Origin of the sequence: Donghicola eburneus (assembly GCF_900115865.1) — a bacterium.
In the GTDB taxonomy this organism is placed as follows: Bacteria; Pseudomonadota; Alphaproteobacteria; order Rhodobacterales; family Rhodobacteraceae; genus Donghicola; species Donghicola eburneus.
This window is the reverse complement of sequence record NZ_FOXY01000002.1, coordinates 495723-508703: the sequence shown is the minus strand read 5'-3', so window position 1 is coordinate 508703 and position 12981 is coordinate 495723. Positions and strand designations below refer to the sequence as shown.

Sequence of the window (12981 nt, the reverse complement as noted above, 5' to 3'; positions counted from 1 at the left end):
GATCGGAATTCTTCAAGTTTATTGATTTATTGCCACCAAGTATCCCACGCCTGCCGCCACGATCAAGCCAGCGATCACCGCGAGCGCAATCTTCCATGCCGAATAGGGGCGTTCCCCTTGCACACGACCCGTCCGTCCGTTCACCACAAAGCGATAAGATTTGTCGCGATACTTGTAGGCCGCCACCCACACGGGCAGGAGAACGTGCTTGAAGGTCACATCGCTGACCTGCGTGTCCATCTTGTTGATGCGCTGCCGGTCGCCGCCAATATCGAACTTCACATCGCGCTCGATCACGCGGGACATCTTGACGCGGGCCGTCTCAAACCCTTCGTCCAGCGCAACGGTGTACCCTTCGGCGCGGAAGCCAGCGAGGAATTCGGGCGAATAGGGCTCTAGCGCGGACAGATCCCACGGCTCCAACGCATCGGTGTATTTCTGGGGCAGGGATTTCGAGGCCAGCACCAGAACGTCATCGAACCAACGCGCCACGCGGCCAGAGACCGGACGCCAACGAACCTTTTGCACGGTGCGGGTTTGGGTTTTGCCATTCACCGTGACACGCCGCGTCTCGTGGTAGACGGTGCCCCGTTGCCCAGAATATTCAGTCTTGGTGTCCGCGTCGTAGGTGAAATAGGGGACGTAGACGCCCTGCATCTTGCGTCCTTTGCGAGCGTATTCCTGCAGGCCGTTCGGCGCGAACCACAAGCTGCCAAGCCAGTCATTCATCGCAACCCGTGCCCCGTCTTCATCAACGCCAAAGGGCAGCACGCCGCGCGGCTTGATGTGCCGGTGCTCGCCTGTGTCGGTGACCACGGGGGTTGCGCAGAACGGGCATTCCTTGGCGTGGGTGACCCCGTCAAATTCGACCTGAGCGCCGCAGTTCGGGCAATTCAAGACGCGGGTGACTTCGGTTTCCGCCTCGGGAAGCTGTTGGTTCAGGGCCGCTTTGAAGTCCAGTTCGGCGATTGCGGGGGCCTCGGGGCGATCCACCATGGATGCGGTGTTGCCGCAGTGATCGCAGACCAGCATCCCCCGTTCCGGTGAGTAACGAAAATCGGCACCACACTGATCACAGGGAAAGCGGTGCTCTTGGCGGTCGGAGGTCTGGGGCGCCATATATCGTGAACCTAAATGTCTTGGGTCGTTCTGAAAAGAAACCCCGCCCGCGCCGGACGGCAAGGGCAGGGAAGCGTCGCATCAGCCTGCAGGCGGCTGCGGAGGGGGCGGCGGAGGCATGACGGTAAAGAGTTGCGCCAGCTCCATCACATCCTCGGCCCGTTTCCAGCCGTCTTGGCCTGGGGTCCAGACGTAGGTGTCGCGTGTCAGTTGTCCTTCGGTTGCCATGCGGCCCATGCGCGCCTTGGAATAGGGGCCAGAGGTCGCGCCGTTCTCGGCGATGTGCCAGACATGCTCGACCGGTGGGGGCGGCGGGGCCATTGGTGCGGCCTGCGGGGCAGGGGCCGCTGCGGGCATTGCGCCCCAAGGCCCCATCTGGTGCCCCATCGCCATACCCATGCCTGCGCCCATTCCGGTGGCCATAGCCGCACCTGCGGCAGAACCGGGCGCATTCATCGCCTCGGCGGCGCGCCATTTCATATGATCGTCCAGATTGCCTGCGATGCCACGCGAGGTGCGGGCGTCCAGCGCCTTTTCTACCTCGGGCGGCAGCGAGATATTCTCGACATAGAACTCGGGCATTTCCAGCCCGTATTCGGCCAGTGTAGGCGAGACCTGCGCCGCGATTACCTTGCCCAGATCGTTAGTGTTCGCCGCCATATCCAGCAGGGGAATACCGCTCGCGGCCAAGGCCTGCGAGGCACGGGTCACGATGATGTTGCGGATCTGGAAGCTGATCTCGTCGCTGGTGAACTCGCCGTCGGTTCCGACGATTTCGGTCATAAAGCGCGCGGGATCGATGATGCGGATCGCATAGGTGCCAAAGGCCCGCAGACGCACGGGGCCAAATTCCGGATCACGCAGCATGATCGGGTTTTTGGTGCCCCATTTGAAGTCTGTGAACCGGGTGGTCGAGACATAGTAAATCTCGGACTTGAAGGGCGAGCGGAAGCCATGATCCCAATGCTGCAGGGTGGTCATGATCGGCATGTTGTTCGTTTCCAGCATATAGAGGCCGGGGGTGAACACGTCTGCCAGTTGCCCTTCGTGGATGAACACAGCTGTCTGCCCTTCGCGGACCGTCAGCTTGGCGCCGTACTTGATGGCGTGCCCTTCGCGTTCAAAGCGCCACACCATGGTATCGCGGGTGTCATCCGTCCAATGGATGACGTCGATAAATTCGCCCTTGAGAAAATCGAAAATCCCCATAATGCGAGGTCCTTCTGATAAGTATTATCCCAGCAACTCGGCCGCGATTTGTCGAACAATCGGGACAGCTTGTGCTTTGGTCATGCCCGGTTGCAGTCTGCGATCATACAGAATGCGGAGCAAGAGCTCGTCGTGTCGGGTGAGGAGGGCAAACTCCTCGTCGTCATTGAAAATCGATGGCCGCGCAGTGGGGCTGTCGTTGGGCAGACCCAGGGCCTGTGCCATTTCCTCGTGCAGGCAGGACATCTTTAGAAGTTGCGGATGTTCGGCGCGGATCATGGCCAATGCCTTGGCAAACCGTGGGCTGCCGTTCTGATCACGGAAGGTGACCGCCACACACAGCTGATTGCGCGGGGTGTATTTGAAGACGTTCATCGCCGCCGTGTCGATTTCCGGAATGGCACGCTTCAGGCTTTCGCCAAAGGGCATCCGGTCATCCTCGCCCATGAACATCACGTAGTAATTCGCGTTTTCGCGCGAGGTCATGCGGATGTCGTGGCCCGTCACGCGCGCCAAACGATTGGTGTAAGAGGTGACGGAGGCCATCATGCGCTTGCGCTCCGCAGGCGGAACAGACGCACCAAAGACGGTAAAGACGCGTACGGGCTTTTCCCAGCGGCGCAGGACACTGTCTCTGCTCTTGTGCATGCGACCGGAGCCGCCATGGATGTACTCGTTCTTGAGCGCGATCTCGACGAAATCTTTGGTTAACTGGTCAACCGTTAGCGGGATGTCTCGCCCCAGATCCTGACGCAGCTTTCCCGAGGTGAGCAGCTGGTCCTGCATACGGCTGTAATACGTGCCCACGGATTTACTTTTGTAGCTGGCAGGCACGTATTCGGGGTTTGGATCGGGCAACAGCGCTCTGGCTTCGTCACTGACCGTATTGGCGGCGCGGGGCACCGCAACTGTCGGCGAAAGCGGGTCGGGTGCACATCCTGCCAGAAGTATTCCGGCGAGGCTCGCAGCGGTCAGCAGACGGAGACAGTTGAGGTATTGTAACAAAACAGAGTGCCTTTCGGTCGTTAACTGGGGGGTACAGAGGTGCCTGCAGTATCACCAAGGCCGGTCTTCTTGGCCTTGGCTGCCGCGAGCGTATCGCGCAGTTCGGTTTCCATCGCCTTGAGGTCGGCTTCGGCAGCAGCGCGCTTGGCTTTGCCCTCGTCGGCGATCTGCAGGCTTTCTTGAATCGTCGCGATGAGGTCCGCGTTGGCGGTCTTGATCGCTTCGATGTCAAAGACGCCGCGTTCCATTTCCTGACGTACCTTGCGGTTGGTTTCGCGCAGGTTTGCAGCGTTCGCGGTCAGCAGTTCGTTGGTCAGATCATTTGCCCCGCGGATCGCATCCGCCGCTTCGGCGCTGCGCTGGATCGTGACGGCTTGTGCCAGCTGGGTTTCCCATAGCGGCACGGTGTTCACGAGGGTCGAGTTGATCTTGGTGACCAGCGATTTGTCATTCTCCTGTACGAGACGGATCGAGGGCAGGGATTGCATGGTGACCTGCCGCGTGAGCTTCAGATCATGCACACGGCGTTCCAAGTCGTCACGAGCGGCGCGCAAATCACGCAATTCCTGCGCTTTGATCACCTGATCGTTTTCCGCAGCGGCCTGAACCTCGGCCTCTTTGGCGGGGATGGTTTGGCTGTCCATTTCGGCGATCTTGGCTTCACCCGCCGCGATATAGAGCGCAAGCTCGTCGTAGAATTCCAACGTCTTGGTGTAGAGCAAGTCGAGCGACTTGATGTCCTTCATCAGCTTGTGCTCGTGGCCCAACAGGTTGTCGGTGATCTTGTCGATCTGCTCTTGCACGGTCTCATAGCGGGCAGCGAATTTGGCGGCGGGCGCGGCGCGTCCCAGCAGTTTTTCCCACCAGCTGCGGTCACGGCGGATGTCCAGCTCGCTGATCGAGAACCCGCGGATCGTGGTCACGATGTCGCGCAGGCTGTCACCGGCGGGGCCGACATCCTTGTTGCGGACACCGTCCAGCATCTGTTGCGAAATTTCCTGCAACTCGGCCTGCGCGGCAGAGCCGAACGTGACGATCGAGTTTGAATCGCTCATGTCCAGTTCCGCCATGCGGCGGGTGATTTCGGCAGAAGCAGGGGCGTCGGCAGTTTCCAAGGGCACGATCTCTTCGGTTGGGGGCGGCAGAATGGCCGCGTTCAATTGTTCAACCTCTTTAAGGTCTTGAGCCGCTTGGACGTAGGCTTTTTGCGAAGTCGGAGTGGTGGTCATGGGTCAGTCCTCTGAAATGAACTCTGAACAAAATTACTCAGTATGACGAATGCCCTCTCGGGCGAGGCGGTCGCGAAGCACGCCGATCTCGACATCCAGATCGGCTTTGTCATTGACCATGAGTTTGCGGGTGCGGTCGGCGAAATTCTGTTGCAGGTCATCCAGCAGCGACAGGTAGTCGGCGCGGGCCTCTTGGGACGGCGCGCGTTCGGCCAGATCAGCGTACTTGACCGTCGCATCGCGGGCCCCGAGTAAGTAGACGCTCAGATATTTGCGGACAGAGGTCAGGTCGCGCGGATCAGCCTCGACCGTGCGGAACAGATCGCGGGCGGTGTCGGCAAAGCCGTTGACGCGTTGTTCAATCTGGCGATCACGGGTTTGACGCGCGGCTTCGGACATGGCCGCCAAATGGGCCTCGGCCTCTTCGACGGCGCGGGCCACGCGGTCGGTCTGGAAGGTGTCGACGCCCTCGGCTGATTTGTCCCTCAGCGGGTCGATACCAAACGCCAGTACGTGCAGCACCAGTCCGACAACTGCGTAGAGCACGGGTTCGATTACGCTGCCTGAACCGGAGAGGGTACCAAGCGCGAGTCCCACGCCGATCAAAGCTGCTGCGAACATTTTGCGCGGAATTGCGGGACGTCGGGCGATGCGTCGGGCGTTGTAGGCTTCTTCGGCGATCAAACCTTCGCGGGTCAACCACGCGGCCAGTAGAAGCGCGCCCATCGCGGCCAGTTTAAAGGTCATTTCGACGGGACCAGAGCCAAAGACGGCCCCGATCATCGGCAGGGGTGTGATGAACAGCAGGTTTGCCCGCCCGCCTGCGCGCTTGCGCTTGGGCGACTTCATGGGTTTTGACGCGCTGGTCTGGCTGCCATCAGGGCTGAATTCGCCACCATACCGCTGAGCCATCACACACCCCCCGAGATTGCGACGCGCAGGATCAGGATGAACAACAGAATAAACGCAATTTTCTGCAAGGTCGTGCCGGACACCCTCTACCTCTCTTGCTGACTTGTTGGCTGATACCCGCGCGGGCTGTGAGTGGCGTCCTGCGCGATTGCGCGGACGAGACAGGGCAGGGCGGGGCTGATGTCTTTGTGTCTCACACGTACTAAGGTAGGAAACAAACAGACGGATTTCACCCCAAACGTAGGGAAAACCCGCCTAATCCGGAGGCAATTGGCGGCAACCCGCCTGCGCGGGCGCGTGATGCACACCCGATCTCTGACGCCGATCTGAGCGGCTGCCAGCATTGCGATACCTCTGCCTCACTAGAACACCTGCTAGGTGCATAGCGCAGCTTGGGCCCAAAAGATATGAAGGACTTGTGAAAAGTCAGGGTTTGCGGCGCGGCACGCGGGGCGGGCGGCGTTTCGCAGCAGGCTTGCCCGGTTTCGCGCGTGTCTCTTCGACCTCGGGTTCCGGACCCAGCCCGAGTTGGTCGCGCAGGATTCGCGGACGCACCTCTTCGACCTCGCCTTCCTTGAGTTGACCCAATTGGAAGGGGCCGTAGCTGACGCGCAGCAGACGGTTCACGTTCAACCCGATCTCCTGCATGGCGCGGCGGATCTCGCGGTTCTTGCCCTCGCGCAGGCCGACGGTCAGCCACGCATTTGCGCCCTGCTGGCGGTCGAGGTTCACGATCATGGGCTGGAAGACTTCCCCATCCGCTTCGATGCCTTTGCGCAGGGGCTCGAGCGTCGCATCGGTGGGGCGGCCGTTCACACGCACCCGATATTTGCGCAGCCAACCGGTCGAGGGCAGTTCCAGCTTGCGCTTCAACTCACCGTCGTTGGTCAGCAGCAGCAGGCCCTCGGAATTCAAATCGAGGCGGCCGACAGACATCACCCGTGGCAGATCTTCGGGCAGGTTTTCGTAGATGGTGGGGCGCCCCTGTTCGTCCTTGTGCGTGGTCACGAGGCCCGTGGGCTTGTGATAGAGCCACAGGCGCATCGGTTCCGCAGCGGCCAAGGGCTGGCCGTCTACAGTGATGCGGTCACGCGCAGTGACGTTCAAGGCGGGGCTGTCGATGACCTTGCCATTCACCGCGACAACGCCGGCTGTGATCAGCTTCTCGGCTTCGCGGCGCGATGCAACACCGGCGCGTGCCAGAACTTTGGCGATGCGGTCGCCCTCGGGGGTGCCAGCTTGGGGCTTGGCCTGCGGCTTGGGGGCGGGCTTGGCCTTGGGGCGCGATTTGAACGAGCCTTTGGGGGCGGGCTTGCCGGACCGGGGACGGTTTTGCGGTGTTTTCTGGGTCATTGGGCGCGTCTAGCGAAACTCTGTGGATTGCGAAAGGGGGAACGCTACAGATAAGCCTAACCCATGACGTTCCGTTCGCATATGCAAATCGCCCTGACCGAAGCCGAGGCCGCCGCCGCGCGAGGAGAAATCCCCGTGGGGGCTGTGTTGTTGCGGGACGGCGAGGTTCTCGCGCAGGCTGGAAACAGGACGCGCGAGTTGAACGACCCCACCGCCCATGCCGAGGTTTTGGTGATCCGCGAGGCCTGCCGTGTTTTGGGGCAGGAGCGCCTGACGGGTTGCGATCTGTATGTGACGCTGGAGCCGTGCCCCATGTGCGCGGCGACAATTTCCAACGCGCGGATCGGGCGGCTTTACTATGGTGCCTCGGACCCCAAGTCGGGCGGTGTGGGGCAGGGGCCGCGTATCTTCAGTCACCCCCAGTGCCATCATGCGCCCGAGGTTTATGACGGAATCGACGAAGCGCGATCTGCAGCGTTGTTGGCCGAATTCTTTGGGAAGTTGCGAAAATGAGCGCCTATGGCGCACAGGTTTGTTCGGGCTGACGCCCGTGCCTCCGGCGGGAGTATTTTGGCCAAGATGAAGGATTGGGCGCGGTTCGATAGGGTGGTGCGCGGTCTGATGCTTGCGGGCGCGGGCTTTGGGCGGTAAAGCCCGAGGGAAATACGAGACACACGGAGATGGCCCATGTCGATCGACACTGGCACTGCCGCAAAAGTGGCGAAACTGGCCCGGATCAAGGTCGAGGACGACCAGCTTCCTGCGCTGGCCGAAGAGTTCAACCGCATTCTGGGCTTTATCGAACAGCTTGGTGAGGTGGATGTTGAGGGCGTAGAGCCCATGACCTCGGTCACGCCGCAGCGTTTGAAGCGCCGCGAGGACGTGGTCACCGATGGCAGTTATCAGGACAAGGTCCTGTCGAATGCCCCCGACGCCCGCGAGGGCTTCTTTGCCGTGCCGAAAGTGGTGGAGTGATCCGATGACCGAGCTGAATAAACTGACGCTGGCCGAGGCGCGTGATGCGCTGCGCAAGGGTGATGTGACGTCGGTCGAGCTGACCGAAGCGTGCTTGACTGCGATTGATGGGGCTGATGCGCTGAATGCCTTTGTCCACAAGACCCCTGAATTGGCGCTGGAGCGTGCGAAGGCTGCAGATGAGCGCCTGAAGGCTGGCGACGCGCCTGCCATGTGCGGTCTGCCCATCGGCATGAAAGACCTGTACTGCACCAAGGGTGTGGCGAGCCAAGCGGCGAGCGGCATTCTGGAAGGCTTTGTCCCCGAATATGAGTCGACCGTCAGCCAGAAGCTGCAGGACGCCGGCGCTGTCATGTTGGGCAAGCTGAACATGGACGAGTTCGCCATGGGCAGCTCGAACGAAACGTCCGTGTATGGCGACTCGGTGAACCCGTGGAAGATTGATGACCGCAAGCTGACCCCCGGCGGGTCTTCGGGTGGTTCGGCTGCGGCTGTGGCGGCAGATTTGTGTCTGGCTGCGACTGGCACCGACACCGGTGGCTCGATCCGTCAGCCTGCTGCGTTCACCGGCACTGTGGGCATCAAGCCGACTTATGGCCGTTGCTCGCGCTGGGGCATCATTGCCTATGCAAGCTCGCTTGATCAGGCGGGTCCGATGACGAAAACCGTGCGCGATGCAGCGATTATGCTTGAGGCGATGGCCGGTCACGACATGAAGGATTCGACCAGCGCCGACCTGCCGGTTCCGAACTTTGAGGCCATGCTGACCGGTGATATCCGCGGCAAAGTCATCGGTATTCCCAAAGAGTACCGCCCCGAAGGGATGTCCGAAGAGATCAAGACGCTGTGGGACGAAGGCGCGGCGATGCTGAAAGCGGCTGGCGCTGAAATCCGCGAGATCAGCCTGCCGCACACCAAGTATGCGCTGCCTGCCTATTATGTGATCGCGCCTGCAGAGGCCTCGTCGAACCTCGCCCGCTACGATGGTGTCCGCTACGGCCACCGTGCAAAGCTGTCGGCTGGCGATGGCATCAACGAGATGTACGAGAAAACCCGAGCCGAAGGGTTCGGTGACGAGGTGAAGCGCCGCATCATGGTTGGCACCTACGTGCTGTCCGCAGGCTTCTACGACGCGTATTACAACAAGGCGCGCAAGGTACGCACCCTGATCAAGCGTGACTTCGAAGACGCGTTTGCGGCTGGTGTGGATGCAATTCTGGCGCCCGCAACGCCGACCTCGGCCTTTGGTCTGGGTGAGATGAAGAGCGCAGACCCCGTCGAGATGTATCTGAACGACGTGTTCACCGTGACGCTGAACCTTGCCGGTCTGCCCGGCGTCGCAGTGCCCACGGGTCTCGACTCCAAAGGTCTGCCGCTGGGTCTTCAGCTGATCGGCCGCCCGTTCGAGGAAGGTGATCTGTTGAATACCGCTTACGCGCTGGAGCAGGCTGCAGGCTTTGTTTCCAAACCGGCGAAGTGGTGGTAAGTGCTGAAATAGCACAACTTTGAGGTGAGATGATGCTTCGACACACGGGATTGGTTCTATTGGCTCTGGCTGGGTTGTCCGCATGTGGGCCAACCGTACCTGACAGCGCAGCGGGAATCACATCGAACAGCTATCGTTCAGCGCGCGAAGCGCAGCTGAACGGCGGCATCCCGTCGGCGCCCGTAGTTTCGCAAGAGACCTTGGGCAATGTGGGCACACTGACCCCAGGCCAGCCGCCCCGTGCACGCACGCTGGCCGAGGTGAAAGCCGCGTCCGAAGAGGCGATCAACACGGCGAACCTTGCTGCATCGAACAGCGGGGCTGTGCCGTTACAGGCTAGCCCGTCCAACCCTGCACCTGAATTGGCGACAACGGCCAATGGGATTTCGTCCGAGAATGATTTCTCGGCAGTCAGCAACGAGCGGAGCATCGAGGACGACAAAGAGCTGATTGAGCGCAACCGCAGCCTCTATACCGTCATTCAGCCCGAGGCTCTGCCTTCGCGTCCCGATGGCAGTGTGAATGTGGTGTCCTATGCCTTGGCCACCAACAACCGCGTGGGGCAGCCGCTGTATAAGCGCAGTTCGTTCCGAGCAGAGGCTAAGTATGCGCGCGCTTGTGCGGATTATGCCTCTGCGGATTTGGCGCAGGCGGCATTCCTCGCCAAAGGCGGTCCTGAAAAAGACCGCTTGGGTGTAGATCCTGATGGGGATGGGTTTGCCTGCACATGGGATCCGCAACCCTTCCGCAACGCGGTGCGTTGAGCCGGTCCCCCAATCACGGCCCCCGCAAAGGGGATGTGCGGCCCGACATGATCGTGCTGCACTACACGGTGATGGACTTGGATGGCTCGCTCGAGCGTCTGTGCGATCCTGAATTCGAGGTTTCGGCCCATTACGCCCTCTGTCCGACAGGGGGCGTTTTTCCGTTGGTCGACGAGGATCGCCGCGCATGGCACGCGGGGCTGTCCCACTGGGGTGGCGTGGCGGATGTGAATTCGCGGTCTATCGGAATCGAGATCGTGAATGACGGAGAGAGCCCGTTTTCCGTGCCGCAGATGGATGCGCTTGTTACATTGCTGGACCAGATTCGCGGGCGCTGGGATATCCCTGATCATCGGATTGTCGGGCATTCGGACGTCGCGCCGGGGCGCAAGGTCGATCCGGGGCGCCGATTTGACTGGTTGGGCCTGTCGCGGCGCGGACACGGGGTGTGGCCGGACGGGGCGGGGCAGGGCGCTGATACCTGCTGGCACACGTTCCTGCAGGCGCTACGGGACTATGGCTACACCGCACAGGCAGAGCCCGAGGTCTTACTGGACACCTTCCGTATGCACTTCCGCCCGTGGGCCCATGGGGCGCTGTCTGGCGCGGATGTAGCGGCCGCTGTGAACCTTGCCGACCGCTTTGCCGTTGACCGCGCGCCCGACACCCAATAAGGCCCCATGTGCGCGGAGGGCCGGATGGCCGCGGGCGGCTCCGGTCGTCCGAGGAAAGTCCGGACTCCACAAGACAAAGGTGCCGGGTAACGCCCGGCCGGGGTAACCCGAGGGAAAGCGCCACAGAGAACAGACCGCCCCGTTTATCGGGGTAAGGGTGAAACGGCGGTGTAAGAGACCACCGGGGGACTGGTAACAGGCCCCGCATGGCAAGCCCCACCTGGAGCAATGCCGAATAGGAACCTCGCGCGGCATGTCCGCAGGGTCGTCTTGGCCCGGAGGTTCGGGTTGGCAGCTAGAGGCACGCAGGCAACTGCGCGCCAAGATGAATGGTCATCCAGAGCGTTTACGCTTGGACAGAATCCGGCTTATAGGCTCTCCGCGCAATTAACCTGCTTTTTCTGCTCGATTGGTGTTGACTCTTTGCCCGCCAACCGTAAAAGGCGGGGTTCAAGAGATTACACGCGGGTGGCCGCAAACACCGCCCGACCTAGCGAAAGACGAGAGTACTATGGCGAAGCCTACCACTATCAAAATCCGTCTGAACTCGACCGCTGGCACGGGCCACTTCTACGTGACCAAGAAGAACGCACGCACTATGACCGAAAAAATGGTCGTACGTAAGTACGATCCGGTGGTGCGCAAGCATGTCGAGTACAAAGAAGGCAAAATCAAGTAAGCCTTCTGGATCACCAGACAAAAGAGCCGCACCAGCAAACACTGGCGCGGCTCTTTTTATTTTTAAAGCATGGTCGCGCCGGAGATTTCTCAAAGAAATTTTCACACGGCGAAATGGAGAGAGACCATGCCACCCTTACCTTTAATCTATACCATCAGGCCTGCCGAAATAGGTGATGCCGAGCGGGTGACCGCCCTGCTACAACTGTCCTATCCGGTGCTGCTGGAACGCGACTACCCGTCCGAGCTGTTGCGGCGCGCTTTGCCGCGCATCAGTGTGGCCCGGCCAGAGCTCTTGCGCTCTGGCTCCTACTACGTGGCAGAGACCCCACAGGGCCAGATCGTCGCTGCAGGGGGGTGGAGTTGGTCAAGCCCGCTCAGCGCCTCTACGCCCGCTGGAATGGGGCACATCCGTCATGTTGTGACCTCACCCGATTTCGTCCGCAGGGGCGTTGCGCGGGCTATTCTGGACCGTGCTATGGACCATGCGGCCGAAGAGGGCGTCAGGCGGCTGGAATGCCTGAGCACCCGCACCGCTGTCCCGTTCTACGAGGCGCTCGGCTTCAAGACTTTGGCCGAGATTGAACTCTCGCTTGGACTGGACGTCCGTTTCCCCGCTGTACACATGACCACGCTTCTATGACCCAGACCCGACGCAATAAAAAAGGGCCGGTCTTCGCGACCGGCCCTATCTATTTCTAAGCTACCGCAGTGATTATTCGCGGTTGCCCATGAACTGCAGCAGGAACATGAACAGGTTCACGAAGTCGAGGTAGAGCTGCAGAGCGCCCATGATTGCCGACTTACCCAGCCATTCCTGATCGCCCGAGTGGGCCATCTGCAGGTAGGTATTCTTGATGTTCTGGGTGTCATACGCGGTCAGACCCGCAAAGATCAGAACACCGAGGACCGAGATCGCGAACTGAAGTGCGCTCGATGCGATGAAGATGTTCACCAGCGACGCGACAACCAGACCGATCACACCCATCATCAGGAAGGTGCCGAAGCCCGACAGGTCTTTCTTCGTGGTGTAGCCATAAAGCGACAGACCCGCGAACGAGATCGCTGTCACTAGGAAGGTCTGGATGATGGACACGCCGGTAAAGACCATGAAGATCCAGCTCAGCGACAGACCCATAGCGGCCGCGTAGACGTAGAAAAACACCTGAGCAGCAGCAGCCGACATCTTGTTCAGCATCGCGCTGAACGCGAAAACCATGACCAGCGGCAGGAACATGATTACCCACTTCAGGGGCGAGTTGTACAGCGCTTGGCCCAGACCAGTCAGAACGGTGTTGCCGGTGGCCGGATCGACAGTTGTCGCAAGGCCAGAGATCGCCCAAGAGGCTGCTGCAGTGATCAGCATGCCCACGGACATCGTGCCGTAAACCTTGTTCATGTGGGCGCGCAGGCCCTCGTCGATACGAACCGCACCGGCGCTAGTGCCAGCGTGCGTCGTGCGGAATTCAGCCATTTCGATCCTCCAAAAATCCGAAGCTGTTGGGTGCACAAACAAAAACGCACACCCGTTGCCTGTGAATATCGGCAGGGATGTGCGTGATTTCAAGTACACTTGT

14 protein-coding genes and 1 other RNA gene are annotated in these 12981 nt (G+C 60.6%); 8 read left to right on the top strand and 7 right to left on the bottom strand.

Going from position 1 to position 12981, the window contains the following annotated elements:
• Nucleotides 1-18 precede the first annotated feature (18 nt).
• From BM225_RS05115 to BM225_RS05090, 6 genes are all read right to left on the bottom strand, one after another.
• Nucleotides 19-1119, bottom strand: coding sequence for a TFIIB-type zinc finger domain-containing protein (locus BM225_RS05115; protein ID WP_072707462.1), 1101 nt, complete (start codon nt 1117-1119; stop codon nt 19-21).
• An 81-nt stretch (nt 1120-1200) separates the two neighbouring features.
• Nucleotides 1201-2328 (bottom strand): SPFH domain-containing protein, encoded by a 1128-nt coding sequence (locus tag BM225_RS05110; RefSeq protein WP_072707460.1) that lies wholly within the window; start codon nt 2326-2328, stop codon nt 1201-1203.
• A gap of 24 nt (nt 2329-2352) precedes the next feature.
• Nucleotides 2353-3333 carry a DUF2927 domain-containing protein gene (locus BM225_RS05105; RefSeq protein WP_083595720.1) on the bottom strand — a complete coding sequence of 327 codons (981 nt, stop codon included), beginning with the start codon at nt 3331-3333 and terminating at the stop codon, nt 2353-2355.
• Nucleotides 3334-3353: 20 nt separating this feature from the next.
• Entirely contained in the window at nt 3354-4562 is a 1209-nt protein-coding gene (locus BM225_RS05100; RefSeq protein ID WP_092463911.1) for a toxic anion resistance protein, read from the bottom strand.
• Between the two features lie 33 nt (nt 4563-4595).
• Nucleotides 4596-5474, bottom strand: a complete 879-nt coding sequence (locus BM225_RS05095) for a 5-bromo-4-chloroindolyl phosphate hydrolysis family protein (RefSeq protein WP_092463909.1) — start codon at nt 5472-5474, stop codon at nt 4596-4598.
• 426 nt (nt 5475-5900) lie between these two features.
• Nucleotides 5901-6827, bottom strand: a complete 927-nt coding sequence (locus BM225_RS05090; protein WP_083595719.1) for a pseudouridine synthase — start codon at nt 6825-6827, stop codon at nt 5901-5903.
• 63 nt (nt 6828-6890) lie between these two features.
• Here BM225_RS05090 and BM225_RS05085 point away from each other — a divergent pair, with 63 nt between their 5' ends.
• The 8 genes from BM225_RS05085 to BM225_RS05050 all read left to right on the top strand — a co-directional run bounded on the left by BM225_RS05085 (nt 6891) and on the right by BM225_RS05050 (nt 12047).
• Complete coding sequence (locus tag BM225_RS05085) at nt 6891-7340, top strand: nucleoside deaminase (protein ID WP_072707454.1); 450 nt, start codon at nt 6891-6893, stop codon at nt 7338-7340.
• A gap of 174 nt (nt 7341-7514) precedes the next feature.
• Nucleotides 7515-7802, top strand: coding sequence for an Asp-tRNA(Asn)/Glu-tRNA(Gln) amidotransferase subunit GatC (gene gatC / locus BM225_RS05080; RefSeq protein ID WP_072707451.1), 288 nt, complete (start codon nt 7515-7517; stop codon nt 7800-7802).
• 4 nt (nt 7803-7806) lie between these two features.
• On the top strand, nt 7807-9288 hold the full coding sequence (gatA, locus tag BM225_RS05075; protein WP_072707449.1) for an Asp-tRNA(Asn)/Glu-tRNA(Gln) amidotransferase subunit GatA: 1482 nt from the start codon (nt 7807-7809) through the stop codon (nt 9286-9288).
• Between the two features lie 29 nt (nt 9289-9317).
• Nucleotides 9318-10052, top strand: coding sequence for a hypothetical protein (locus BM225_RS05070; protein WP_072707447.1), 735 nt, complete (start codon nt 9318-9320; stop codon nt 10050-10052).
• Nucleotides 10016-10726, top strand: a complete 711-nt coding sequence (locus BM225_RS05065) for an N-acetylmuramoyl-L-alanine amidase (protein ID WP_245780418.1) — start codon at nt 10016-10018, stop codon at nt 10724-10726. Before BM225_RS05070 ends, BM225_RS05065 begins: the two co-directional genes overlap by 37 nt.
• Nucleotides 10727-10738: 12 nt before the next feature.
• Nucleotides 10739-11113, top strand: an RNA gene (gene rnpB / locus BM225_RS05060) — RNase P RNA component class A.
• A gap of 124 nt (nt 11114-11237) precedes the next feature.
• Nucleotides 11238-11405, top strand: a complete 168-nt coding sequence (gene rpmG, locus BM225_RS05055; protein WP_007814563.1) for a 50S ribosomal protein L33 — start codon at nt 11238-11240, stop codon at nt 11403-11405.
• Nucleotides 11406-11531: 126 nt separating this feature from the next.
• Nucleotides 11532-12047 carry a GNAT family N-acetyltransferase gene (locus BM225_RS05050; protein WP_092463903.1) on the top strand — a complete coding sequence of 172 codons (516 nt, stop codon included), beginning with the start codon at nt 11532-11534 and terminating at the stop codon, nt 12045-12047.
• 72 nt (nt 12048-12119) lie between these two features.
• Here BM225_RS05050 and BM225_RS05045 read toward each other — a convergent pair whose 3' ends face one another.
• Complete coding sequence (locus BM225_RS05045; protein WP_072707441.1) at nt 12120-12878, bottom strand: Bax inhibitor-1/YccA family protein; 759 nt, start codon at nt 12876-12878, stop codon at nt 12120-12122.
• Between the last annotated feature and the right edge of the window lie 103 nt (nt 12879-12981).

What these genes read in the sequence shown, in the direction of transcription:
- BM225_RS05100 (WP_092463911.1), bottom strand. Translation starts at nt 4,562, where the DNA reads ATGACCACCACTCCGACTTCGCAAAAAGCCTACGTCCAAGCGGCTCAA.
- BM225_RS05095 (WP_092463909.1), bottom strand. Translation starts at nt 5,474, where the DNA reads ATGGCTCAGCGGTATGGTGGCGAATTCAGCCCTGATGGCAGCCAGACC.
- BM225_RS05090 (WP_083595719.1), bottom strand. Translation starts at nt 6,827, where the DNA reads ATGACCCAGAAAACACCGCAAAACCGTCCCCGGTCCGGCAAGCCCGCC.
- BM225_RS05070 (WP_072707447.1), top strand. Translation starts at nt 9,318, where the DNA reads ATGATGCTTCGACACACGGGATTGGTTCTATTGGCTCTGGCTGGGTTG.
- gatA (WP_072707449.1), top strand. Translation starts at nt 7,807, where the DNA reads ATGACCGAGCTGAATAAACTGACGCTGGCCGAGGCGCGTGATGCGCTG.
- gatC (WP_072707451.1), top strand. Translation starts at nt 7,515, where the DNA reads ATGTCGATCGACACTGGCACTGCCGCAAAAGTGGCGAAACTGGCCCGG.
- rpmG (WP_007814563.1), top strand. Translation starts at nt 11,238, where the DNA reads ATGGCGAAGCCTACCACTATCAAAATCCGTCTGAACTCGACCGCTGGC.
- BM225_RS05050 (WP_092463903.1), top strand. Translation starts at nt 11,532, where the DNA reads ATGCCACCCTTACCTTTAATCTATACCATCAGGCCTGCCGAAATAGGT.
- BM225_RS05115 (WP_072707462.1), bottom strand. Translation starts at nt 1,119, where the DNA reads ATGGCGCCCCAGACCTCCGACCGCCAAGAGCACCGCTTTCCCTGTGAT.
- BM225_RS05110 (WP_072707460.1), bottom strand. Translation starts at nt 2,328, where the DNA reads ATGGGGATTTTCGATTTTCTCAAGGGCGAATTTATCGACGTCATCCAT.
- BM225_RS05065 (WP_245780418.1), top strand. Translation starts at nt 10,016, where the DNA reads ATGGGATCCGCAACCCTTCCGCAACGCGGTGCGTTGAGCCGGTCCCCC.
- BM225_RS05045 (WP_072707441.1), bottom strand. Translation starts at nt 12,878, where the DNA reads ATGGCTGAATTCCGCACGACGCACGCTGGCACTAGCGCCGGTGCGGTT.
- BM225_RS05085 (WP_072707454.1), top strand. Translation starts at nt 6,891, where the DNA reads ATGACGTTCCGTTCGCATATGCAAATCGCCCTGACCGAAGCCGAGGCC.